The sequence below is a fragment of the Micromonospora palythoicola genome, from assembly GCF_036689795.1.
Lineage (GTDB): Bacteria > Actinomycetota > Actinomycetes > Mycobacteriales > Micromonosporaceae > Micromonospora > Micromonospora palythoicola.
Window position 1 is genome coordinate 11,690 of the sequence record NZ_JBAGKI010000022.1, and the last position, 23,731, is coordinate 35,420.

The 23,731-nt window shown below is 72.9% G+C and carries 20 protein-coding genes and 2 pseudogenes; 10 read left to right on the forward strand and 12 right to left on the reverse strand.

The annotated features are described in order from the left end of the window. Nucleotides 1-137: 137 nt before the first annotated feature. Both V5O40_RS12625 and V5O40_RS12630 read left to right on the forward strand, forming a co-directional pair. Nucleotides 138-1,496 (forward strand): annotated as a pseudogene (locus V5O40_RS12625) (ATP-dependent DNA helicase); the annotation flags it as partial. A gap of 168 nt (nt 1,497-1,664) precedes the next feature. Beyond that, nucleotides 1,665-2,348 (forward strand): annotated as a pseudogene (locus V5O40_RS12630) (ATP-dependent DNA helicase); the annotation flags it as partial. 55 nt (nt 2,349-2,403) lie between these two features. Here V5O40_RS12630 and V5O40_RS12635 read toward each other — a convergent pair. Continuing rightward, on the reverse strand, nt 2,404-3,702 hold the full coding sequence (locus V5O40_RS12635) for an AI-2E family transporter (RefSeq protein WP_332905610.1): 1,299 nt from the start codon (nt 3,700-3,702) through the stop codon (nt 2,404-2,406). A gap of 168 nt (nt 3,703-3,870) precedes the next feature. Here V5O40_RS12635 and V5O40_RS12640 point away from each other — a divergent pair, with 168 nt between their 5' ends. Beyond that, nucleotides 3,871-4,206, forward strand: coding sequence for a GroES family chaperonin (locus tag V5O40_RS12640; protein ID WP_164448536.1), 336 nt, complete (start codon nt 3,871-3,873; stop codon nt 4,204-4,206). Nucleotides 4,207-4,295: 89 nt separating this feature from the next. Continuing rightward, nucleotides 4,296-4,463, forward strand: a complete 168-nt coding sequence (locus V5O40_RS12645; RefSeq protein WP_166458800.1) for a hypothetical protein — start codon at nt 4,296-4,298, stop codon at nt 4,461-4,463. A 32-nt stretch (nt 4,464-4,495) separates the two neighbouring features. Here V5O40_RS12645 and V5O40_RS12650 read toward each other — a convergent pair whose 3' ends face one another. Next, nucleotides 4,496-5,995 (reverse strand): PrsW family intramembrane metalloprotease, encoded by a 1,500-nt coding sequence (locus V5O40_RS12650; RefSeq protein ID WP_332905611.1) that lies wholly within the window; start codon nt 5,993-5,995, stop codon nt 4,496-4,498. Between the two features lie 14 nt (nt 5,996-6,009). Further along, the gene (locus tag V5O40_RS12655; RefSeq protein ID WP_332905661.1) at nt 6,010-7,266 is read right to left on the reverse strand and encodes an FUSC family protein; all 1,257 of its coding nucleotides are present in this window, start codon (nt 7,264-7,266) and stop codon (nt 6,010-6,012) included. Between the two features lie 102 nt (nt 7,267-7,368). Here V5O40_RS12655 and V5O40_RS12660 point away from each other — a divergent pair, with 102 nt between their 5' ends. Beyond that, nucleotides 7,369-8,007, forward strand: a complete 639-nt coding sequence (locus V5O40_RS12660; RefSeq protein ID WP_332905612.1) for an HD domain-containing protein — start codon at nt 7,369-7,371, stop codon at nt 8,005-8,007. Nucleotides 8,008-8,046: 39 nt separating this feature from the next. Here the strand turns inward: V5O40_RS12660 and V5O40_RS12665 are convergent, their stop codons facing one another. Next, on the reverse strand, nt 8,047-8,361 hold the full coding sequence (locus V5O40_RS12665; RefSeq protein ID WP_332905613.1) for a DUF4031 domain-containing protein: 315 nt from the start codon (nt 8,359-8,361) through the stop codon (nt 8,047-8,049). A gap of 66 nt (nt 8,362-8,427) precedes the next feature. On the opposite strand from V5O40_RS12665, the gene V5O40_RS12670 reads away from it, so the two are divergent. Then, complete coding sequence (locus V5O40_RS12670; RefSeq protein WP_332905614.1) at nt 8,428-9,828, forward strand: FAD-binding oxidoreductase; 1,401 nt, start codon at nt 8,428-8,430, stop codon at nt 9,826-9,828. 22 nt (nt 9,829-9,850) lie between these two features. Here V5O40_RS12670 and V5O40_RS12675 read toward each other — a convergent pair whose 3' ends face one another. Both V5O40_RS12675 and V5O40_RS12680 read right to left on the reverse strand, forming a co-directional pair. Then, on the reverse strand, nt 9,851-10,375 hold the full coding sequence (locus tag V5O40_RS12675) for a hypothetical protein (RefSeq protein WP_332905615.1): 525 nt from the start codon (nt 10,373-10,375) through the stop codon (nt 9,851-9,853). Nucleotides 10,376-10,461: 86 nt separating this feature from the next. Then, nucleotides 10,462-12,285, reverse strand: a complete 1,824-nt coding sequence (locus tag V5O40_RS12680) for a glycerol-3-phosphate dehydrogenase/oxidase (RefSeq protein ID WP_332905616.1) — start codon at nt 12,283-12,285, stop codon at nt 10,462-10,464. A 113-nt stretch (nt 12,286-12,398) separates the two neighbouring features. Here V5O40_RS12680 and V5O40_RS12685 point away from each other — a divergent pair, with 113 nt between their 5' ends. The 3 genes from V5O40_RS12685 to V5O40_RS12695 all read left to right on the forward strand — a co-directional run bounded on the left by V5O40_RS12685 (nt 12,399) and on the right by V5O40_RS12695 (nt 15,694). Next, entirely contained in the window at nt 12,399-15,020 is a 2,622-nt protein-coding gene (locus tag V5O40_RS12685) for a S8 family serine peptidase (RefSeq protein ID WP_332905617.1), read from the forward strand. 152 nt (nt 15,021-15,172) lie between these two features. Further along, nucleotides 15,173-15,304, forward strand: coding sequence for a hypothetical protein (locus V5O40_RS12690; protein ID WP_268968058.1), 132 nt, complete (start codon nt 15,173-15,175; stop codon nt 15,302-15,304). A 153-nt stretch (nt 15,305-15,457) separates the two neighbouring features. After that, nucleotides 15,458-15,694: a hypothetical protein gene (locus V5O40_RS12695; protein WP_332905662.1), complete on the forward strand. Its 237-nt coding sequence runs from the start codon at nt 15,458-15,460 to the stop codon at nt 15,692-15,694. A 76-nt stretch (nt 15,695-15,770) separates the two neighbouring features. On the opposite strand, the gene groL is transcribed toward V5O40_RS12695, so the two are convergent. From groL to V5O40_RS12710, 3 genes are all read right to left on the reverse strand, one after another. Beyond that, entirely contained in the window at nt 15,771-17,393 is a 1,623-nt protein-coding gene (gene groL, locus V5O40_RS12700; RefSeq protein ID WP_164448544.1) for a chaperonin GroEL, read from the reverse strand. Nucleotides 17,394-17,668: 275 nt separating this feature from the next. Then, nucleotides 17,669-18,775, reverse strand: coding sequence for a hypothetical protein (locus V5O40_RS12705; RefSeq protein WP_332905618.1), 1,107 nt, complete (start codon nt 18,773-18,775; stop codon nt 17,669-17,671). A 128-nt stretch (nt 18,776-18,903) separates the two neighbouring features. Continuing rightward, nucleotides 18,904-19,107: a cold-shock protein gene (locus V5O40_RS12710; protein WP_013288855.1), complete on the reverse strand. Its 204-nt coding sequence runs from the start codon at nt 19,105-19,107 to the stop codon at nt 18,904-18,906. A gap of 211 nt (nt 19,108-19,318) precedes the next feature. Here V5O40_RS12710 and V5O40_RS12715 point away from each other — a divergent pair, with 211 nt between their 5' ends. Continuing rightward, nucleotides 19,319-19,849, forward strand: a complete 531-nt coding sequence (locus tag V5O40_RS12715) for a GNAT family N-acetyltransferase (protein ID WP_332905619.1) — start codon at nt 19,319-19,321, stop codon at nt 19,847-19,849. A gap of 62 nt (nt 19,850-19,911) precedes the next feature. Here the strand turns inward: V5O40_RS12715 and paaN are convergent, their stop codons facing one another. Genes paaN through V5O40_RS12730 form a run of 3 tightly spaced genes read right to left on the reverse strand, consistent with a single transcriptional unit; the run spans nt 19,912 to nt 23,730 of the window. Beyond that, the gene (paaN, locus tag V5O40_RS12720; RefSeq protein ID WP_332905620.1) at nt 19,912-21,585 is read right to left on the reverse strand and encodes a phenylacetic acid degradation protein PaaN; all 1,674 of its coding nucleotides are present in this window, start codon (nt 21,583-21,585) and stop codon (nt 19,912-19,914) included. 53 nt (nt 21,586-21,638) lie between these two features. Beyond that, nucleotides 21,639-22,658, reverse strand: a complete 1,020-nt coding sequence (locus tag V5O40_RS12725) for a GNAT family N-acetyltransferase (RefSeq protein ID WP_332905621.1) — start codon at nt 22,656-22,658, stop codon at nt 21,639-21,641. Between the two features lie 52 nt (nt 22,659-22,710). Beyond that, nucleotides 22,711-23,730, reverse strand: coding sequence for a GNAT family N-acetyltransferase (locus tag V5O40_RS12730; protein ID WP_332905622.1), 1,020 nt, complete (start codon nt 23,728-23,730; stop codon nt 22,711-22,713). Between the last annotated feature and the right edge of the window lies 1 nt (nt 23,731).

Consider the following 23,731-nt stretch of genomic DNA (forward strand, 5'->3'; position numbering starts at 1 on the left):
CGCACCCTAACCGATTCCGCCCACGCGTCGCCGTCGGGAAGTTACCGGACGACCGGGCGGTGTTTTCCGTTATGTGCGCCCGCAACACACGGCTGTTCGGTACCGACCACGTCCGACCCGGCGGGTACCGTGCCACGGTGACTCCGCCCCGCACCGCCACCGGCACCAACACCACCCGCGACAAGGCCCGCCGCCGGGGGGACCGCCCGGGCGGGGCCGAGCTGTTGTCCGCCGCGGTCGGGGCGGTGCCCGGCGGCACGGCCCGTCCGGGCCAGCAGCGGATGGCCGCGGCGATCGAGGAGTGCGTCGCCAGCGGTGACCACCTGCTGGTGCAGGCCGGCACGGGTACCGGCAAGTCCCTGGCGTACCTCGCGCCGGCCCTGACGGTGGACGGACCCGTGGTGGTCTCCACCGCCACCCTGGCGTTGCAGTCCCAGCTGGTGGAGCACGACCTGCCCCGGTTGGCCGACGCCGTCGAGCCGTTGCTCCGGCGCCGGCCCACGTTCGCCGTGCTGAAGGGCCGCCACCACTACCTCTGTCTGGCCCGGCTGGAGAACTCCACGGCGGACGAGCCGGAGGACACCCTCTTCGACGCTCCGGCCGAGCGTCCCGGCGGCACGCGCTGGCTCGGTGAGGCCGGCCGGCTGGGCAAGCAGATCCAACGCCTGCGGGACTGGGCCCTGGAGACCGACACCGGTGACCGCGACGAGTTGGATCCGGGGGTCGACGACCAGACGTGGCGGCTGGTCTCGATGCCCGCCCGCGAGTGCGTGGGCGCCTCCCGCTGCCCGTACGGCACGGAGTGCTTCGCCGAGGCGTCCCGGGCCCGAGCCCGGGAGGCGGACATCGTGGTGACCAACCACAGCCTGCTCGCGGTCGACATGCTCGCCGGTCGGCACATCGTCCCGCCCCACCGGCTGTTGGTCGTCGACGAGGCCCACGAGCTGGCCGACCGGGTCTCCTCGGCGGCCCAGGCGGAGCTGACCCCGGAGCTGATCGACCGGTCCGCCCGGCGGGCCCGTCCGCTGCTGCGCCCGGAGACGGCCGAGGCGTTGACCGCGTCGGGTGACGCCCTCGCCGTCGGGCTGGCCGAGGCACCGGTCGGACGCATCACCAGCGGGCTGCCCGGCCCGCTGCGGGAGGCCTGCACACTGCTGGACGCCGCCACCCGATCCGCGCTCGACAGCATCGGCGACGTCAAGGCCGACGACCCCGACCCGGTACGCAAGCAACAGGCCAAGGCCGTCCTCGACGAGTTGTCCACCACGGCCCAGCGGCTGCTGGATGAGGCCGACCACGACGTGGCCTGGGTGGAGCGCAACGACGTGACCGGACGCCGGGCACTCGTGGTGGCACCGCTCTCGGTCGCCGGCACCCTCGCCACCCACCTCTACGACGAGCGGACCGTGGTGGCCACCTCGGCCACGCTCGCGCTGGGCGGGCGGTTCGACACGGTCGCCCGGGCGCTGGGCCTCGACTCGCCCCCGCCCGGCCCGCCGTCACCGGCCGCCGCCGCCCTGGCCGAGGCCGCTCGGCGACCGGCCGGGCCGGGCGGGGCCACCCGGCGACCCGCCGGGCCGGGCGGGGACACGCGGCGACCGGCCGGGTCCGCCGAGGCGGCGGGCGGTACCGAACCGGCCCGGGCGGAGGACGCAGGCACGGCGACCGACTCCGGGCTCGGGTGGCGTTCGCTCGATGTCGGCTCGCCGTTCGACTATCCCCGGCAGGGCATCCTCTACGTGGCCGCCCACCTGCCCCGACCGGGGGCGTCCGGGCTGCCCGAGGCCGCCGGGGAGGAACTGCTCGGGCTGGTCACCGCGCTCGGCGGGCGTACGCTCGGCCTCTTCTCCTCGCGGCGGGCCGCGCAGCAGGCGGCGGAGCTGCTGCGCGCCCGGACCGACCTGCCGGTGCTGCTCCAGGGTGAGGAGGCGTTGCCGCTGCTGGTCCGGCGCTTCCGCGAGGAGCGGGCGAGCTGCCTGTTCGGGGTGATGTCGCTGTGGCAGGGGGTCGACGTTCCGGGCGATTCGTGCCAACTCGTGGTGATCGATCGGCTGCCCTTCCCGCGCCCCGACGAACCGCTCGCCGCGGCCCGGGCGGCGGCGGTCGACGCCCAGGGCGGCTCCGGCTTCGCCGCGGTGAGCGTCCCGATCGCGGCGGTCCGACTCGCTCAGGGCGTGGGCCGGCTGATCCGGGCCAACGGCGACCGGGGCGTGGTGGCGGTGCTGGACTCCCGACTGGAGACGGCCCGCAGCTACGGCTCGTTCCTGCGCCGGTCCCTGCCCCCGTTCTGGTACACGACCCGTCCGGAGGTGGCCCGGGGCGCCCTGGCCCGCCTCGCCACGAGCTGAGCCGGGCGGCGCGGGCACACCGGCGGCGCGGACCGGGCCGGTCGCGTGACCGGAGTCAGGGCGCCCGGGAGGCGACGACGACCGCGTCGGGTGGGGTGTCGGGGACGCGCCGCGCGGCGAGGCGGCGTACCGCCGTGTTGAGCACCGCGATGATGGGCACCGCGACCAGCGCGCCGGTGATCCCGGCGAGCACCACGCCGGCCGCCAGACCAATGATCACTGCGAGCGGATGGATGGCGACCGCCCTTCCCATGATCAACGGCTGGAGGATGTGGCCTTCCACCTGCTGCACCCCGATCACCACACCCAGGATGATCAATGCGGTCACCGGGCCGCTGTCGACCAGCGCCACCAGCACCGCGACGCCTCCGGACAGAGTCGCACCGACGATCGGAATGAACGCGCCGAGGAAGACCAGGGCGGCCAGGGGGAAGGCGAACGGGATGTCGAAGATGACCAGGAAAATGCCGATACCGACGGCGTCGATGAAGGCGACGAGCACGGTCGCCCGCACGTAGGCGACAAGCGTCGCCCAGGCGGCCCGACCGGCGTCGTCGACCTTCCAGCGCGCGGCGACGGGCAGCAGCCGGACCAGGAACCGCCAGATGATGTTGCCGTCGCGCAGGAAGAAGAAGGTGGCGAAGAGGACGAGCACCGTGCCGGTCAACACCTCGGCCAGGGTGGCCGCGGTGGAGAGGGCGCCGCTGGTGAACCGCTCGGTGTTGTTGTCGACCCACCGCTGGGTCTCCTCGATGTACCGGTCGAGGTCGTTGTCCGACAGGTGCAGAGGCCCGGTCTTGAGCCAGTCCTGGATCTGTTGCAGACCCTGGGTCGACTTCGCGGTCAGCTCCGGAACGCCCTTGATGAACTCGTTGACCACCAGGGTGAGCGTGCCGATCACCGCGGCCAGCCCGGTGACCAGGACCACCGCCGTCGCCAGTGATCGCGGCAGGCGGGCCCGCAGCAGCCAGCCGACCGCGGGTGCCAGCAACGCCGACAGCAACAGCGCCACCGCCAGGGGAATGATCACGATGCTGATCGTGCCCACGAGCTTCAGCAGCGCCCAGAAGAGGATGCCGATGACGATCAGCCGCCAGCACCAGGCGGCGGCGATCCGCAGCGCGTGCGGCACGTCGGCGTCGTCGCGACTGGAGGTGGAGTTGTGCACCGGCGCGGTCGGTTCGGCACCGACCACGGTCGCCGCGGCCGGTGCCGCCGGCCCGGGACTGGAGGGCGAGGCCACGGCGGCCGACTCCGGGACGTCGGACGGCGTCTGGCGACCCGCACGGACCGATTCCCGGCCCGACTCGTACGCGCGACGCAGCCGTCCGCGTATCCGCTCGAAGCGGCTCAAGCGCACCTCCTGGCAGATCTTCGCCCGCGCACTGCGTCAGGTCGGACAGGATACGCCCGACCCGGCAACGGTAGGACGGATTCGCCACCCACAGTGCCCCGTCCGACCGGTCCGCTAACCCGGTGACCACCAGCGGGCCGGCGCGGACGACACGGTAGCGTCTGCGGCGTGACCGCCGACAACCTCGACTCCGGCCTGCCCATCCGGCTGCTGCACGACCGCGTGCTGGTGCGGATGGAGGGCAGCGACGGCGAGCGGCGCTCCAGCGCCGGCATCGTCATCCCGGCCACCGCGGCGGTCGGCAAGCGCCTGGCGTGGGCCACCGCGGTCGGGGTCGGCCCCAACGTACGCTCCATCGTCTCCGGCGACCGGGTGCTCTTCGACCCCGACGACCGCTCGGAGGTCGAGTTGCACGGCCGCGGCTACGTGCTGCTGCGGGAACGCGACGTGCACGCGGTGGCCGCCGAGCGGGTCGAGGAGAACGCGACCGGCCTGTACCTCTGACCGGCCCCGGGCCCCCCTCGATCGTCCTCGCGTCGTTTGCCGCGCTCCCCGGCGGGAAGCCAGCCGCACCACCGGCCAGGGGAGGGACGATGCCGGTATTCGTGAAGAAGGTGCTGGCCTGGGGAAGCCTCGCGTTTCTGATCTACTTCATGGCGTTCCGGCCGGAGGGCGCCGCACAGATGTTCAAGGCCATCGGTGCGGCCCTGATGATGATGGCCCAGGGGCTCGGAGACTTCCTCACCAGCCTGATGACCTGAGCACCACCCGCCGACCGGCCGGCGTCGAGCGGTCAGCGGTGTCCCGGTGGCCAGGGGGCGGCCGGACGTGGACCGTACCAGCCGGGCCCGCCGTAGCCGGCGGGGAACGCGGGTGGCGGGGGCGGCGGCGGGGTGAGCACCACCGGGATCGGCACCACCGGCTCCTCGGGGGCCTCCACCGCCCGCTGCGAGCCGTCCGGAAAACGCAGGTGGTAGCGGTGTCCGTCCCAGACACCGACCGGTGACTGGGGATCCCGGCCCACGAAGTACGACCGGTACGCGGCGATGGAGTGCAGCAGTTCCTGTTCCTCCCGGGCCGTCCGGTCCCGGTCGACGGGCCGGCGGTCCAGCCCCCGGCTGGCACCGTCCCGCAGCAGGGCCAGCCGGGTGGCCGCGAACTGGTAACCGCGCATCGCCCGTAGACCGGCGTCACCGGCCACCCGCCGGGCCCACACCCGGGCCGCGTGTCGTCGGCCGAGGCTGCTCAACGCGGCCACCTCCGGTGGGGTGAGCCAACCGGCCCGGACGTAGTCCGGCAGGACCCGCTCGGTCAGCCGCCCCTCCCAGGCCCGCAGCCACACGGCCAGGCCGACCATGCCGAAGAAGATCGGCACCATCACGCCGACGAAACCGAAGAGCGAGATCAGCACCTGTCCGGTGGCCTGGGTCAGCGTCGGCAGCAGGTTCCACGTGCCGTGCAGCATCATCGCCAGCAGCAGCCCCGCGAGCGGGGCGAAGAACCGCACCCGACGGTCCGCCGACCGGGCGGCGATACCGAGCCCGATACCGGCCATCGAGGTGAACAACGGATGGGCGAACCCGAACAGCAGGATCCGGACGATGAAGATGGCGATCACCTGTTGCGCCCCGGTCGCCGGCCCGTACTGCTCGACTCCCGTGGCGTATCCGTACCCGCCCAGGTAGAGGATGTTCTCCACCATCGCGAAGCCGATCGCGGACAGCCCGCAGTAGACAAGCCCGTCGGTGATGCCCGACCACTCCCGTCGCCGGAAGATCAGCAGCAGGATCGGGCCGAGGGTCTTGGTCAGCTCCTCGATGAAGGGTGCGACCAGGACGGCGGTGAGGGCGACGGGCAGGCCCTGGTCCTCGAACCAACCGGCCGCCGTCTCGTTGACCGTCAAGGAGGCCGCGGTGGAGACGAAGGCACCCCAGGCGAAGCAGAAGACCAGGTACTTCAACGGCTCGGGTTCGTAACGGTCGAGCCAGAGGAAGCAGGCCACCAGCACCGGTACCGGAAGGACCGCCGCGGCGGTACCGACCAGCAGCGCCTCCGGGCCGAGACTGGTGCCGAGCGTGAACAGCATGAAGATCGCACAGGCCGCGATCAGGATGATCACCCCGACCAGCACCAGCGCCCGCCGCCAGCTGAGGCGACGTCGCGGCATTCCGGGTACGCCACCACCCGCGCCTGGCGCGACGGGCACGGACGGCGACGGCGGCAGCGATCCGCCGGACGGGGTGACGGCCATGCGGTCAGCGTAGTCATGCCCGGCCCGGCCGGCCGGGCGCATGGCCGCCTGGCGGCTCAGCCGACCGGGGGCGCGGTGGGCCGCCGCACGGCGGGCTCCGGCCCGGCCGGCGCCCCCGGCCGGTCCAGCTCACCGAAGGAGCGGCGGACCAACCGGTTCGCCTCCTCCTGGCTGATGCCGGAGGCCACCAGCAGGTCACTGGCGGTGGTACGCACCTGCGCCACCACCACGCTGCCGGAGAAACCCACCCCGTCGCCGTACGCCCGACCGGCCTCGCTGACCGCGCGCAGCGACCGCTCCCGGGCCTGCTCGGGCTCCTCGCCCTGAGCGAACTCCTTCTGCAGCAGGCGAACCGACTCGGCCAGGTGGCGCAGCGCGTCCGGCATCGGTTCCGGGACCGGCTCGTCGTCCTCCACCAGGGTCACCGCGCGCCGGATCAGGGTGCCGCTGTTGCGCATCGCCCGGTCGATCGGGTCGGCCGCCTCCGCGTAGTGGGTGAGTTCGCTGCGCCGGTGCCACCGCGCCGGGGAGAGCAGCGCGGTCTCCTTGGCCCCCTCGATCGCCTCGGTGAAGGTGGCCAGTTCCTCCTTGTTGTCGCGCAGCCGGTCCAGCGCGTTCTGGATCTTCTCCCGATCGCGCTCCCGCAACCCTTCGGCGGCGACGTCCAGCTGCTCGGCGAGCAGATCCAGCGCCGGCCGGGCCGCCCGGTTGAGCACCCGCAGCGGGTTGAGCGGCAGCAGAATCGCGGTGACCAGCAGCGCGATGCTGCCGCCGACGATCGCGTCGATGAACCGGGGCAACTCAAGATCCTCCACCGACGGGCTGAGCGTCACGATCAGCACCGCGGTCGCCGCGGCCTGGATGACGATCGCGACGCTGCCCCCGGCGAAGACGGTGAGCACGATGGCGGAGGTGACCACCAGGCCGAGTTGCCATGGCCCGGTGCCGAGGAAGTAGATCAGCAGGTCGCCGACGAACACCCCGACGCCCACCCCGAGGATCAGCTCGACGGTCCGGCGGAACCGCTGCCCCACCGAGACGGCCAGGGTGCCGACGGCGGAGATCGGGGCGAAGACCGGCTGCGGATTGCCCAGCAGCTCGTGCGCGGCCACCCAGGACAGCCCGGCCGCCAGACCCGCCTGGGCGGCCAGGCCGAGCGACAGGCGCACCCGGTGCAGCCGGTCGCGCAGGGTGGCCTTGCCACGGTGGTGCAGCTGCGCCATGGTCCCGGCGATCCGGGCCGTGTCCACGTCGGAACGGCCGTCGTTTGCTCGGTCACGGCGCAGCAGCCGGGAAAGTCCGCTCCGGGCCACCGCCATGGCCGGGACTACCCGCCGGACGCCCGGACATTCCCGCCGAAGCGGCACATCGCTCCGGACCGGCGACCCGTCGCCGCATCGGGCAGACTCGGGCCGGTGACGGAGTTGCTGGCACGATGGCGTACCGCCGCCCGCGCGGCCGGAGCGGCTGACCCCGCGTCGGTCGACGCCGCCGGGGCGGAACTGCTCGAACGGTGGCGGGAGCCGCACCGGCGCTACCACACGGTCACGCATCTGACCGCCGTGCTCGACGTGATCGACCGCCATGCCTCGACCGCGTCGCGACCCGATCTGGTGCGACTCGCCGCCTGGTGCCACGACGCGGTGTACGACCCCCGCGCCCCCGGCGATCGGAACGAACGCGCCAGCGCGGCGCTCGCCGACGCCCTGCTCACCCGGTCAGGGCTGCGGTCGGACGGGGTGGCCGAGGTGGGTCGGCTGGTGCTGCTCACCGCCGGTCACGTGGTCGACCCGGCGGACGCCGACGGCGCGCTGCTCTGCGACGCCGACCTGGCCGTGCTCGCCGCCCCCGCAGCGAAGTACGACCGGTACGCCACCGCGATCCGCCAGGAGTACGCCCACGTCCCCGAGCCGGACTACCGGGCGGGCCGGGCAAGGGTGCTCGCCTCCCTGCTCTCCCTACCCACCCTCTACCGCGTCCCCGAACTGGCGACCCGCTGGACCACCCCCGCCCGCACCAACCTCACCCGCGAACTGACCCACCTGACCCGATAACCCCGTCGATCTTGCACTTTCGGTCGGGACATAACGGCGTCAAAGCCGCGGATCGGGGACCGAAAGTGCAAGATCGCGGGAGTCTGGGCGGGGGCGGGAGAGGTGTTTGGGGCGGCGGAGGTTGGCGGCGCGGAGGAGACGGACGATGTCGCGGCTGGGTACCACCTGCGCGCCGAGCCAGACGGCCATCGCGAAGCGCTCGGCGGGCACGTCGTAGTGGTCCCGGTCGAAGCCCCGCCGGGGAGCACCGAGCATCTCCGCGAAGGCGTGCAGTTCGGCCAGGGACACGTCGCTGATCAGGTGCGACCAGAGCCGGCCGCGCCCCGGCCAGGACGGCCGGTCCACGTAGATCACGCGGCCACGGTACCGGGCGACGACCCAGGTTGATGATCACCATTGGCCGGTCGTAGCCTCGGCCGCATGGCCACCTCCCCGCTCCTCGACGACCTCCGCGCCGCTCTCGGGCCGGACGCGGTGCTCACCGATCCTGACCTGCTGCGTGGGCACGAGCGGGACGAGGCCGACCTGTGTGCGTCGGCGACACCGCTGGTGGTGACCCGGCCGCGCAGCACCGAGGAGGTCGTCGCGGTGGTCCGGGCGGCCGGGCGGCACGGCGTACCGGTGGTGCCGCAGGGTGCGCGTACCGGGTTGGCGGGCGCGGCGAACGCCGTCGACGGCGCGGTCGTGATCAGCACCACCGCGCTGAGCAGCATCCTGGAGATCGATCCCGTGAGCCGGATCGCGGTCGTGCAGCCGGGAGTGGTCAACGCCGCGCTCACCGCGGCCGTGGGTGAGCACGGCCTGTGGTACCCGCCCGACCCGGGCTCCTGGGAGTCGTCCACCATCGGCGGCAACGTCGCCACCAACGCGGGCGGGATGTGCTGCGTCAAGTACGGCGTGACCACCGAGTACGTGCTCGGCCTTGAGGTGGTGCTCGCCTCGGGCGAGGTGCTGCGCACCGGACGCCGGACCGCCAAGGGGGTGGCCGGTTACGACCTGACCCGGCTCTTCGTCGGCTCGGAGGGCACCCTCGGTGTGATCACCGAGGTGACGGTGGCGCTGCGGCCCGCGCCGGCGGAGTCGCTGACCCTGGTGGCCGTGTTCGGCTCCACCGCGAACGCCGGCGCGGCGGTGGCCCGGATCGCCGCCCAGGGGCTCTCCCCCAGTCTGCTGGAACTGCTCGACCGCACCCACCTGACGGCGATCGAGGCGTACCGGCCGATGGGGTTGCGCACCGATGCGGAGGCGCTGCTGCTGGCCGCGGCCGACACCGGTCCCCGGGCGGCGGCGGACCTCGCCGAGTTGGCTGCGGTCTGCGACGCGGCCGGCGCCGAGGAGGTGTACGCGGCAGGTGACGCCGTCGAGGCCGCCGCGCTGTTGCAGGCCCGCCGGCTGGCCCACCCGGCCATGGAGAAGTACGCCGTGGACACGTACCCGGGCGGCAACGGTGGCCTGATCATCGACGACCTGGCGGTGCCCCGGGGTGCGCTCGCCGCACTGCTCGACGGGGTGGCCCGGATCGCGGCGGAGTGTCAGGTGCCGATCGGGGTGGTCGGTCACGCCGGCGACGGCAACATGCACCCCAACATCGTCGTCGACCGGGCCGATCCGACGAGCCTGGAGCGCGGCCGGCGAGCCTTCGACGAGATCATGCGGTTGGGGCTGGACCTGGGCGGCACGTGCACCGGTGAGCACGGCGTCGGCCTGCTCAAGCGGGACTGGTTGGCCCGGGAGATCGGTCCGGTGGGCGTCCGGGTGCACCAGGCGATCAAGGCGGCGCTCGACCCGACCGGCCTGCTCAACCCCGGAAAGGTGCTCTGACGACGCGGCCTCGGCGCTGCCGCTAGCCCACCATCTCGGCGGGCGTGTTCTGGGTGAGCAGCAGCAGGATCTCCTCGGCCACCGGCGGCCGTTCCTCCCCCGGGCAGTCCTGCGAGGTGATCAGGCCGGCCGCGGTCAGCAGGGTGGAGGTGAGCGCGCCGACGCAGCTGACCCGATAGCCCCGGGCCTCGTCGGTCTCCAGGGCCAGGTCCGGCTCGGCCAGCAGTTGCTGGAGACGCTCCCGGTGCTCCGCACTCAACTCACCGGTCGAGGTGACCCCGTCGCCGGCACAGTCGATGCACTCCCAGCGCCCGTCCGGCTCCACGTTCAGGGTGCGCAGCGGACCGTCGGCCCCGTCGTTCTGCAGCAGGCTGACCCGGCCCTTACCGGCGGTGGTGGCCCCCGCCCCGCCGGGTTGCCCGGCGGCCGGCGCGCTCGGCGCCACGGGCGGTTCGGAGTTGTCGCCGAACGGCGCACAGCCGCCGAGAGCGACCGCCAGCAGGACGATGCCGGGCAGGAAGACCAGTCGTGATCGGGAAAGCGCCATCACTCGCGGAACTTACCCCACCGTAGGTAGCGAGCGTAACCCCATCGGATGGATATCCACGCTCGGCGATCCCCAGAATGGAACCGTCAGCGGGCCAGGCCGGCCGCGCCGTCGTCGGCGCCCCGATCCGCCGGGTAGCCGCGCACGTCCGGAGCGCCGAGCCGAGCGGCGTCCGCGGTGGCGTCGTCCGGCATCAGCTGGGACTGCCGCTCGGCCTCCACCCGGGCCCGGTAGTGGGTCACCTCCCGGGCCCGGCGCGCCGCGTCCCAGCCCAGCACCGCACCCATCAGCTCGGCCGCGTGTTCGGCCGACTCCAGGCCCCGGTGGGTGGTCTCGATCGAGATCCGGGTACGCCGGGTGAGCACGTCCTCCAGGTGCAACGCCCCCTCGGCGCGGGCCGCGTACGTCACCTCGGCGGCGAGGTACTCCGGCGCACCGGCCAGCGGGGAGGACAGCAGCGGATCGGCGTCGATCAGGGCGAGCAGATCGAGGGTCAGGCTGCCGTAGCGTTCCAGCAGGTGCTCCACCACACCCACCGGCAACCCGTGGCGGCGAGCCAGGTCCGCCCGGTCCCGCCACATGGCCGCGTACCCGTCCGCGCCGAGCAGCGGCAGGTCGGCCGTACGCGACACCCGCTGGCCACCGAGCCGGCGTACCGCCCGGTCGACCACGTCGGCGGCCATCACCCGGTACGTCGTGTACTTGCCACCGGCCACCAGCAGCAGCCCGAGCATCGGCTCGATCACGGCGTGCTCCCGGGAGAGCTTCGAGGTGGAATCCGCCTCGCCGGCCAGCAGCGGACGCAATCCGGCGTAGACACCTTCGATGTCGGCCGTGGTCAGCGGGCGGTCCAGCACCGTGTTGACCTGCCGGAGCAGGTAGTCGATGTCGCTGGCCGAGGCCGCCGGGTGGGAGCGGTCCAGCCGCCAGTCGGTGTCCGTGGTGCCGATGATCCAGTGCCCACCCCACGGGATGACGAACAGGACACTCGTGGCCGTACGCAGGATCAGTCCGGTCTCGCCGGTGATCGCCGAGCGGGGCACCACCAGGTGCACCCCCTTGGACGCCCGCACCCGGACACCGGGCCGCAGGCCGACGTCGTTGAGCATCCGGGACATGTCGTCGGTCCAGACACCGGTGGCGGCGATGACCGTGCGGGCGCGCACCTCGAACTCGGTCTCGGGCGCACCGGGGGGTGCCTCCAGGTCGCGGACCCGGACCCCGGTCACCTCCCGGGCCTGTCGGATCAGTCCGACCGCCCGCGCGCTGCTGACCACGGTCACGCCCAGGCTGGCGGCGGTGCGGGCCAGGGTGATGACCAGACGGGCGTCGTCGACCTGCCCGTCGTGGTAGCGGATCGCGCCGGCCAGGCCGTCGGAGCGCAGGCTCGGAAAGACGCGGCGGGCACCCTCCCGGCTCAGGTGCCGGTGCAACGGCATGCCCCGGCCACCGCCGAAGAGGCCGGCGAAGGCGTCGTACGCGGCCACCCCGGCGCCGTAGTAGGCCCGCCGCAGCAGTCGGGCGGGCAGATCACGGACGCCCTGACCAGCGGGGAGCGGCACCAGGAACGGCACCGGCCGCACCAGGTGCGGCGCCAGCCGGGTGGCCAGCAGCCCGCGCTCGGTCAGCGCCTCGTGCACCAGGCCGAACTCCAACTGCTCCAGGTAGCGCAGGCCACCGTGGATCAGCTTGCTGGACCGGCTGGAGGTGCCGGCGGCGAAGTCGCGGGCCTCCACCAGGGCCACCTTGAGGCCCCGGGACGCGGCGTCGACAGCCGCTCCGGCACCGGTCACCCCGCCCCCGATCACCAGCACGTCGAACCGCTCGGCACGCAGCCGACGCAGGTCGGCGGCGCGGCGAGCGGGCGAGAGCTGCCCGGCAACGGACCGCAGAACGTTCGGATCACGCACCCGTCCACGTTAACCGTCCCCACCCGCCACCGGCAGGTGCCGCCCGGGCACCCCGATCAGCCGCCCGGCAGATCCGTCCCGACGACCGGGCGGCTGCGACGTACTGTGTGCGGATGCGGGCGGATCCCACCACACCCGGCGCGGCCGGTAGCCCCTGGGCGATCGTCGCGGCGGTGTTCGCCGGCTGCTGGACGGTCACGGTCACGGTCCTGGCGCAGACCGGCGGCTGGACCATCGACCAGGTGGTCCTGATCGGCGGCCTGGACCGGCTGGTGCCGCTCTGGCCGGTGGTCTGCCTGCTCACCGTGCTGCTGATCGCCGCCGCGGCGCTGCCGCTGGCCCTCATACCCCGCTCGGCGGCGGTCCGCGTCACCGGGCGGGTGTGGTTTGCCGGCGCGCTCGTACTCGGCCTGCTCGGGTTGCTGCGGACGATCCCCCCGGTGCACCACGAGGCGTACCTCGCCGGGCTGGCGCTGGTGGCCATGCTGCTGGCGGTGGTGACGGCCCGGCTGCCGTCCCACGTCCTCGGCCCCGGCCGCCGGGCCGACGAACCACGGCGGGCGGAATCCGTCGGCGGGGTCGGGCAGCAGGTCGACCGCCCGGACCAGCCGGACCGGATGCCGCCCGGCGGCCCGGGGCACCGGACCGGGCCGGAGGCGATGCCGGTCGGGCGACCGGCACGACTGGACGCACGTCCGTCGGTGCCGGCCCTGCTCGCGATGGCCGCCGGGCTCGCCCTGCTGCTGCCCTGGGTCTGGTGGGGGGCCCTCGGCGGGCTGTCGGAGACCATCCTCGCCGGGCTGGCCGCGGCGGCCGTCGGCGCACTGGCCGCGACGCTGCTCGACGCTCGGTTCTGGTGTCGTTTCGACGCCGACGAACCGCCCCGACCGGCCCGGCTGGTGCTGCTGGGCGGGCTCGTGGCCGGGGTGGTGCTGCTGCTGGTGGGTGCCGGCACCGGCCACTCCGGTGCGCAGTTGCCGCTGCTGGTGACGCTGCCGCCGGCCGGGTTCGCGCTGGCCGCGCTGCGGGCCATGAGCCGCCGGGCGGCGGCCGGGCGCGGCGTCGCGCACCCGGACACCTGGCCCGGCGTGCCGGAGCAGCCGGCAACCGGGGCCACCGTGCGCCGCCATCCGGCCGGGTCGGGTGGCCGGGCACCCGTTGCCTGGCTAGTCGGGCTCGGTGTGTTCGGCCCGCTGGCGTTCACCGATCCGGAGGAGGTCAGCCTGCTGCTGGTCAGCACCCGCGACGTGCCCTTCTGGGTCGCCGCCGCGACCGGTGCCGGACTTGCCGTCGGACTGGTGCTGGCGGTCGGATACGGCCTGCTGCTGGCGCGACGCTCGGCCCGTACGCCGAGCCGCGCGCTGGCCGCGGCGAGCGCGCTGACGCTGCTGGTCACGGTCGGCCTGGTCGGCTCGGTCGCCGGCCAGCCGGGGCTGCACGGGGAGCGGCTGTTCGTGCTGCTGCGGGAACAGGCGGACCTGAGCGGTGTCAGCGGCGGACCAGGTCGGGCCGGCCGGGACGCGCGCGCCCGGGAGGTCTACCGGCGGCTGGTCGACACCGCCGACCGGACCCAGGCCGACCTGCGGCGGGACCTGCGGCGGGCCCGACTGCCGCACACCCCCTACTACCTGGTGAACGCGATCGAGGTGGCCGGCGGGCCGGCGGTACGGGCCTGGCTGTCCAGCCGACCCGAGGTGGCCCGGGTACTGGTCAGTCAACGCCTGCGCCCGTTGCCGGCGCCCGCCGACAGCGCCACCGGCAGCGCGCCGGCCCCGTCCGGCCCACCGTGGCACCTCACCATGATCGGCGCGGACCGGGTCTGGTCCGAACTCGGCGTCACCGGCACCGGGGTGACCGTGGGTAGTTCCGACTCGGGGGTGGACGGACGGCACCCGACCCTGGCCCAGGGCTTCCGAGGCGGCGACGACTCATGGTTCGACCCGTGGAACGGCACTGGCGCACCGACCGACCGCAGCGGGCACGGCACCCACACGATGGGCAGCGCCGTCGGGCGGGACGGCATCGGCGTGGCTCCCGGCGCACAATGGGTCGGCTGCGTCAACCTCGACCGCAATCTGGGGAACCCCGCCGCCTACCTCGACTGCCTCCAGTTCATGTTGGCGCCCTTCCCGCCGGGCGGTGACCCGTTCCGGCAGGGGCGGCCCGCCCGGGCACCGGAGATCCTGACCAACTCGTGGGGCTGCCCACCGATCGAGGGGTGCGATCCCCGGGCGCTACAGCCGGCCACAGCGGCGCTGGAGGCCGCCGGGATTCTCGTCGTCGCGGCGGCCGGCAACACCGGCCCGTTCTGCGGCTCCGTGCAGGATCCGCCGGCACCGTACCCGGACGTGCTGACCGTCGGCGCGGTGGACGACCGGCGGCGGGTCACCGCCTTCTCGTCCCGTGGCCCGACGGCCACCGGGACGACGAAACCGGATCTGATGGCGCCGGGCGCGGAGGTCATCTCCGCGATGCCCGGCGGCGGGTACGCCGTGCTCGACGGCACCTCGATGGCCACCCCGCAGGTGGCGGGGGTGGCCGCGTTGATGTGGTCGGCCAATCCGGAACTCGTCGGCGACCTGGACCGGACGCGGCGGATCCTGCGCGAGACGGCCGAACCGATCGAGACCAGCGACTCGGCCCGGGACCGGTCCGACGAGTGCGGCGGCCCGGCGAACCTCGTCGGCGCCGGCTTGGTCGACGCGTACGCGGCCGTCTCGGCGGCTCGTGGTTGATCGCCCGCGACCGATTCCACCCCGATGTGAGCAGTACTCGCCCGAGGGTTAATCCGAGCCCTCCGGACCTGCTATCTTGCGGCTTCATGCACGGTCATTCGTCCGGGTCGGCAGCTCCTCTCCGGACATCGTCGACAGCCCGCTGGCGGGGCATGGCCCTGCTGATCCTGCTGGGGGTACCGGCGCTCGTCGTGGCGCTCTGCTGCGGGGTGGTCCATGTGGTCACCAGGTCCGCCACCGACGACCCGTTCGGCCAACGCGGAGGCGTCACCGGACCGCCCTGATCCGGGCCGCATCCATGGCGGAGCGGGTCGCTGATGTTTCCCGAGCCAAACCGATCAAAAGGGTCTTAACGCCAAATAGATCCCGATAGCGCCATTCGACCTTCCCGCTGCTCGGCGCGCCCTACCGTTTCGGTAGAGGAGGCAGCCATGAGCATGGACGACGATCAGGCCCGGGAAGCCCCACCGACCACCTGGGCCACGATCCACGGACTCCCCGGCCAACTGCCGATCGACCGGCTCGACCACGGCGACGCCGAGCAACTGGCCGAGATGACCGGAGTGGACGAGCCACCCGAGGAGCCCCTCATCCTGGTGGACGAGCCGGTTCAGCACCGCCCGCCGTACGACCGGGCGCGGAAGCGCCGGAACCAGCGACCGCTGCCGACGTAGCCGACGAGTGGCCACCGACACAGCGGAAGGGGCGGACCGCTGACGCGGCCCGCCCCTTCCGGCGTTGGAGCTGGACTCAGAAGTCCATGTCCCCGCCACCCGGGCCAGCCGGGGCGGCCGGGGTCTTCTCCGGCTTGTCCGCCACGACGGCCTCGGTGGTGAGGAACAGCGCGGCGATCGACGAGGCGTTCTGCAGCGCGGAACGGGTCACCTTGGCCGGGTCGATGATGCCCGCGGCCAGCAGGTCGACGTACTCGCCGGTCGCGGCGTTGAGGCCGTGACCCGAGTCGAGGTTGCGGACCCGCTCCACCACGACGCCGCCCTCGAGGCCGGCGTTCACGGCGATCTGCCGCAGCGGGGCGTCCAGCGCGATCTTGACGATCTGCGCGCCGGTCGCCTCGTCGCCGGCCAGGTCGAGCTTGTCGAAGGCGGTCTTGCCGGCCTGCACCAGCGCGACACCACCACCCGGGACGATGCCCTCCTCGACGGCGGCCTTGGCGTTGCGGACCGCGTCCTCGATGCGGTGCTTGCGCTCCTTGAGCTCGACCTCGGTGGCCGCGCCGACCTTGATCACCGCAACGCCACCGGCCAGCTTGGCCAGCCGCTCCTGCAGCTTCTCCCGGTCGTAGTCGGAGTCGCTCTTGTCGATCTCGGCCCGGATCTGGTTGACCCGGCCCTGGATCTGCTCGGCGTCGCCGGCACCGTCGACGATGGTGGTCTCGTCCTTGGTCACCACGACCTTGCGGGCGCGGCCCAGCATGTCGAGGCTGACGGCGTCCAGCTTGAGGCCGACCTCCTCGCTGATGACCTGGCCACCGGTGAGGATGGCGATGTCGGTCAGCATGGCCTTGCGGCGGTCACCGAAGCCCGGCGCCTTGACGGCGACCGACTTGAAGGTGCCACGGACCTTGTTGACCACCAGCGTGGCCAGGGCCTCGCCCTCCAGGTCCTCGGCGATGATCAGCAGCGGCTTTCCGCCCTGCATGACCTTCTCCAGGATCGGGAGCAGGTCCTTGACCGACGAGATCTTGCTGTTCGCGATCAGGATGTACGGGTCGTCGAAGACGGCCTCCATACGCTCCGGGTCGGTCATGAAGTAGGCCGAGATGTAGCCCTTGTCGAAGCGCATGCCCTCGGTGAGCTCCAGCTCCAGCCCGAAGGTGTTGCTCTCCTCGACGGTGATGACGCCTTCCTTGCCGACCTTGTCCATCGCCTCGGCGATGATCTCGCCGACGCTGGTGTCACCGGCGGAGATGGAGGCGGTGGAGGCGATCTGCTCCTTGGTCTCGACGTCCTTGGCGAGCTTCAGCAGCTCCTCCGAGACGTTGGCGACCGCAGCCTCGATGCCCCGCTTCAGGGCCATCGGGTTGGCACCGGCGGCCACGTTGCGCAGGCCCTCGCGAACGAGTGCCTGGGCCAGGACGGTCGCCGTCGTCGTGCCGTCACCGGCGACGTCGTCGGTCTTCTTGGCGACCTCCTTGACCAGCTCGGCGCCGATCTTCTCGTACGGGTCCTCGAGCTCGATCTCCTTGGCGATGCTCACACCATCGTTGGTGATGGTGGGGGCACCCCACTTCTTCTCGAGCACGACGTTGCGGCCCTTGGGGCCGAGGGTCACCTTCACGGCGTCGGCGAGCTGGTTCATGCCCCGCTCGAGGCCGCGGCGCGCCTCTTCGTCGAACGCGATCATCTTGGCCATACGGCGTTGTCCTCCTGGACACTCACGGGCCACCCGAGTGTGTGCCCCGGATGGGCCGTCTGGTGTACGCACCTTGGGACGTCGCCACCTGGCGACGGCGACGTCTCCTCGGCCGGGCCGGATAGCCCGCGACGACCGGCCACGTGCCTCACCCGTGGTTATGTCACGGGCGCGACCGCAGCCCCACCGTCCCGACCAGCTGGCACTCACGCCATGCGAGTGCCAATGACTTGTTTAGCACTCTGCCCTGCCGAGTGCAAGCACGATGGCCCGGGTCAGCCGAGTTCGGCCGCCAGTTGGTTGGCGTTCACCGGGCCCTCGTGCGCCCGCTGCTCGGCGTAGGTGACCACCAGCCCGACCTGCTGCGCGAGGTACGCCGGCAGCGTCAGCACCGCGACCACCGCGATGGTCAGCACCACACCCACCGTCGTACCCGGCGAGTCCAGCGGAGTGGCACCGAACGGCAGGGTCGCCAGCGACTCGATCAGGCTCGCCACCAGGGAGAGACCGATCACCGCGGCACCCACCAGGGCCACCCGGCCGAGCAGCAGCCCCGGCCGGTCACGCAGCATGCGGTGCGACCTGCTGAGCGGGTCGTGCCGCTCGAACAGGTAGACCGGGCCGGCCAGGGCCAACGCGAACACCGCGTACACGCCGGGCAGGAAGCACAGGCAGAACCCGAAGACGACGATCAGGGTGACGAGCAGCGTCCAGCCCCACAGACCGAGCGAGCGGCGCATCCCGTAGCGCAGCGCCGCGGCGGTGCCGACCTGCTCGCCGACCGCCTGGCGGGTGATCAACCAGGTGCCGGCGGCCCAGCCGACCGACTGCACCAGACCGAGGAGCACGCTGCCACCGAGCAGCACGAGCAGGAGCGTGCCGAGATCCGTCCAGAAGTTCGCCGGCAGCGCGGCGGAGTCGCTGGCGAGTTGGCTGTCCCAGCGCGCCGAGGGGTCCACGGCCAGCGTGAGCACCGACAGCACCGCGGCCGGCAGCACCTGGGTGAGGACGAGAATCGGCAGCAGTTGTCGCCAGCCCCGGCGGGCGGCGCCCACGCAGCGCCCGAACCAGCCGCCCAGCCCGGCCCCGGGCGGGGTGACCAGGGCGTCAGCGGGATCGAGACCGTAGCCTGCGGGGTGGTGCCAGCCGTAGGCCGGCTGTCCCGGGTACAGCGGTTGACCGGGATACGGCGACATGCCGACGTGCGGCGGCTGCGCGGGATGGCCCGGTTGCGCGCCGTAGGGCGGCGGCTGCGCGGGATGGCCCGGTTGCGCGCCGTAGGGCGGCGGGCCGAACCCGGGCGGCGGGTCGAGCGGCCCGGGCGGCGGCGGTTGGTCCGCGGGCGAGGAGGTGGGACCTGTTGGGGGCGGCTGGTCGGACATGGAACCTCCTCAGCGACGGCTGGTTCGGCCCATGATCTTCCCTTGTGGGGCGCCGGCACCGCAGCCCCCTCCGGCGATGGTCACGCCACCCCGACGACGATCGGTCGCCCGGGGTGGGTCGTCCGCACTCAGGCGATGACGCGTACCCGCTCGGCCTGCGGGCCCTTCTGGCCCTGGGCGATCTCGAACTCCACTCGCTGACCGTCGTCCAGCGCCTTGTAGCCGTCCATCTCGATCGCGGAGAAGTGGACGAAGACGTCCTGCCCGCCGTCGACGGCGATGAAGCCGTAGCCCTTCTCGGCGTTGAACCACTTCACGGTGCCTTGTGCCACGGTGTTTTCCTCACTCTGCACGGCGTTCCACTACCTCGGGTCACCGGCGCACCGGCACCCGGAAACCACCGGTTTCGGCAATCCGCGACGACCACTGAAACGGGTGACCGAAATCGCACGCTACACGAGGAGTGACGACGGCGCACGACCACAAATCGGGCGTATTACAGTCACCCGTATCGTCGTACGTCATTGTGATAAGCATGCGGGCATGACGAACGTCACGGACGGAACCTGGGTGCGCCGGGCCGTCATCCGCCGGGTCGAACCAGCGGACGCCGCTCGGATGCGCGCGCTGCGGCTGGAGATGCTCGCGGACGCGCCGCTGGCGTTCCTGGAGACGATCGCCGAGGCCGCGGCCCGACCGCACGCCGAGTACGCCGCCCGGGTCGCCCGGGTCTCCGTCGGCCCGGACACGGCGCAGTTCGTGGCGGATCCGGGCGGCCGGCTGGTCGGGCACGTCGGTGGGATGGCGCACCCGACCGAGCCGGGGGTGACCGTGCTCTACGCCGTCTACGTCACGCCGGGCTGGCGGCGCACCGGCCTGCTCGGGGAACTGGTGAGCGGGGCGGCAGGGTGGTCCCGGGCCTGCGGACGCCCCGAGCTGATGCTGGAGGTGGTGGTCGGCAACGACCGCGCCTACCGGGCCTACCAGCGGCTGGGATTCGTCGACACCGGTGTCCGCGTACCGCACCCGACCATCCCCACCCTGCGCGAACTCCAGATGCGCCGGGCCGCGTAGCCCCGAGGCCGGTCGTCCGCCTGGTGGCTCCGAGGCACCCCCGGAGCCACCGCCGCAAACCCTCAGACGTGCCGGCGACTCTGCACGATCCGGAACCGGTTCGCCACGTACGCCCCGTCGGTCAACGCCGAGTTCGCTGCCGCGTTCGCGCCGCTGCCGTGGAAGTCGGAGAACGCCGCCGACTGGTTCACGAAGACGCCGCCGGTCAGGTTGGCCGACAGGTGCACCCCGACCTCGATCGCCGCCGCCTCGGTGCCGTCCAGCACCGCGTCGTCGGTGGAGTAGACCGCCGCGGTGAGCGCACCCTGCTTGCCCACGGTCGAGCGCAGGATCTCCAGGCTGTGCGCGGTGGAGTCGGTGGCGATGGCGAAGGAGATCGGCCCGAACCACTCCCGCGAGTAGGTCGCGGTGTCGCCCGCGTCCAGCTTGACGATCGTCGGCGTACGCACCACGGCGTCCGGGAACGACGGGTGCTCGACGGTACGCGACTCCAACACCGGCGAACCCACCTTGGCTACCTCGGCCAGCCGCTCCAGCACCCCGTCGTTGACGATCGCCCCGGTCAGCTCCACTCCCCGGGCCGGATCGCCGGTGAGTTTGCCGACCGCCGCGGCGATGCCACCGGCCACCTCGTCGAAGCTCTTGTGGCCCTGGTCGGTGTCGATGCCGTCCCGCGGGATGAGGATGTTCTGCGAGGTGGTGCACATCTGCCCGCTGTAGAGCGTCAGCGTGAAGCCCAGGTTGCGGCACATCCCGGCGAAGTCGTCGGTGGAGTCGATCACCACCGTGTTGAGCCCCGCCTTCTCGGTGTACACCGCCGCCTGGCGGGCGTTGGCCTCCAGCCAGTCGCCGTACTCGGTGGAGCCGGTGAAGTCGACGATCCGGACCGCCGGGTGCAGGGCCAGCGTCGAGGCGAGCTTCTCGTCCGGGGCCTCGGGTGCCAGCAGCACCAGGTTCGGGTCGAAGCCGGCCTCGGCAAGCACCTGGCGGGCGTACCGGACGGTGACGGCCAGCGGCAGCACGGCGCGCGGATGCGGCTTGACCACGACCGGGTTGCCGGTGACCAGGGAGGCGAACAGACCCGGGTACGAGTTCCAGGTCGGGAAGGTGTTGCAGCCGATGACCAGGGCCACGCCCCGGGGCACCACGTGGAAGGTCTTGGACATCCGCAGCGGGTCGCCCTTGCCGGCGGCCTTCTCCCAGCCGGCGGTGCCCGGGTGCCGGGTCATCTCCGCGTACGCGTAGGCCAGCGCCTCCAGCGCGCGGTCCAGGGCGTGCGCGCCACCGGCCTGGAAGGCCATCACGAACGCCTGACCGCTGGTGAACTGCACCGCGTTGGCCAGCTCGAAGATGTTCCGGTGCAGCCGGTCGAGGATCTCCAGGCAGACACCCGCCCGGGCCTGCGGGCCGGCGTCCCGCCAGGCCGGCAGCGCGGCGGACGCGGCGGTGACCAGCTGGTCGGCGTCGGCGTGCGGGTACCGCACGTTCAGCGGGACGCCGAAGGGGCTCTGCTCGGTGGCGACCCGGTCGCCGTCGCTCGGCTGGTCGAGCGGGAAGTCCGCGCCCAGGTACGCCTCGAAGGCGGCCTTGCCGTCGGCGGCGGCGGTCTCGCCGTACACCCGTGGGCTCGGTGATTCCGGGTAGGCGGACCAGTACCCCCGCTCCGCGATTGCGGTCAGCGCGCGGTTGAGGGTCTCGGCGTGCTTGGCGTAGAGGGGGTGCGGGGTCTCCGTCATGCCCGCCATCATGCAACACGAAGCCCTCAGATCAGTAGGGGCGTGTCACAACTTCAGATGGTCAGCTGCCAGTCGGTCCAGGCGTCGACCGGGCGGAAACCGAGCTGCTCGTTGATGCTGATCATGTGATCGTTGACCGCCGCGTTCCAGGTGTCGATCGCGGCCAGGGCCGGCTCGTGGGCAAGGGCGTGCCGAAGGTTCTCCACCTTGACGAGCAGGCCCAGGCGGTGTCCCCGGTGTGCGGGGTCGACAATTGTGATCTCCTGCCAGGCGTGCCACGGCGTGGACGGGCCTCTGTCGATCATCGTCCAGGCGACCAGCCGGTCGGTCGCCTCGTGCACCGCGCCGACGTGGTAGCGCCGTCGGCCCCGCAGTCGCTGGATCCGCTCGATCTCCCGGAACCGCGCGGCATCCACCTGCTCCGCCTCGATCGCGAGATCACCCGTCGGCGCGTCGATGAGCAGCCGGCTCTCCAGCCGCGCGACGTCGACCACGTACTCCTCGGCCACCGGCCCCCGCCAGGCCACCGTCCGGTAGCCGGCGGCGCGGGCGCGGGCGGAATCGTGCAGGGCGGCGAGGGCCGCCTGGTCGAGCCGCGTGGTGTCCAGCCGACGCCGCACCTCGGCCAGCGCGGCCTGCGCTCCGGCCGCCGCCGCGAAGGCCGCACCCGGCGCCGCCCGCTCCGGTCCGCCGGGCAGTGGCCCCGGGGTCTCGCCGATCAACCGCTGCCGGCCGTGCTCGGCGGCCACCTTCCGGGCGTACGCCAGTAGCGCCCGCCCCACCCCCTGCCGCCGCCGCGCCGGGTCCACCGTCAGCTCGGCGGTGGCGATGCCGGTGTTCTCCAGTTGCGGCAGCCGCATCCGCAGGTGGCCGGCCACCTCTCCGTCCCGCCGGGCCAGCGCCTGGTGGATCACGTTGCCGTGCGGCGGATGGGCGACCAGGAGCCCGAACTCGGCCCGGTCCCCCACCGGCAGGTCGGGCAGGTCGACGGCCTGCGCCGCCGCGACGACGCGGTGCGCCGCGTCGATCGCGGCCGCGTCGGTGGAGTCGTACGGCGTGACGGTGACGGCCATGGCGCGAGCCTGCCCGCCGACCGGCGGGCACCGCCACCGGATTTCCCGCCGGTCACACGTCGAGTTGCCAGTTGCTCCACCGGTCCCGCACCTGGAACCCGAGCTGTTCGTTGATGGTGATCATGTGGTCGTTGCTGGCCGCGTTGAACGTGTCGATGACCCGCACGGCGGGCTCGTGAGCGAGCAGGTGCCGCAGGTTTTCGATCTTGGACAGCAGGCCCAGTCGATGGCCCCGGTGCTCCGGGTCGACGATGGTGATCTGCTGGAACGAGTGCCAGTCCGCGGACGCTCCGACGTCCAGCATCGTCCACGCGACCAGCCGACCGGACGCCTCGTGGCGCAGGCCGACGTGGTAGCGCCGCCGGCCGCGCGCATCCAGCGCCGACTCGGTGCCGCGTAGCCGTTCGGCGTCGACCCGCTCCGGCTCCCACGCCAGGTCGCCCATTGGCGCGTCGGCCAGCAACCGTCCGTCGAGGTACGCCACGTCCGCCGCCAGGTCGTCGGGAGTACACCCTTGCCAGCGCAACACCGCGTAGCCGGCCGCCCGGCTCCGGGCGTCGGCCAGCAGCGTGTCCAGCCGCGCCTGGTCCAGGTCGGCGACGGTCAGGCGGCGCCGGATGTCGGTCAGCGCGTCGACCGCGCCGAAGGAGGTGGCGAAGGCAGCGGCCGCCGAGGGGCGGTCGGGTTCCCCGGGCGGGTGCGCCATGCTCATCGCGCTGACCCGCTTGCGTCCGTGCGCGCGCAGCACGGCGAGGCCGTGCTGGACCAGCGCCCGGCCCACCCCCCGGCGCCGGTACGCCGGGTGCACGACCAGGTCGGCGGAGGCGTTCTCGGTGTTGTCCAGTTGCGGCAGATCCAGCACGAGGTGGCCGGCCGGCTCACCGTCGAGGTGTGCCAGCAGGTTGACCGGTGCATTGCCCGGCATCGGCTGGTGCACCATCGCACTGAACCGCCGCCGGCAGAAGGGCGGAAAGTCGGGCAGGTCGGCGGCGACGTAGGCCGTGCCGATCCGGTACGCCTGCTCGATCGCCTGCTCGTCGGCGGGACCGAAGGGGGTGACGGTGATGGTCATG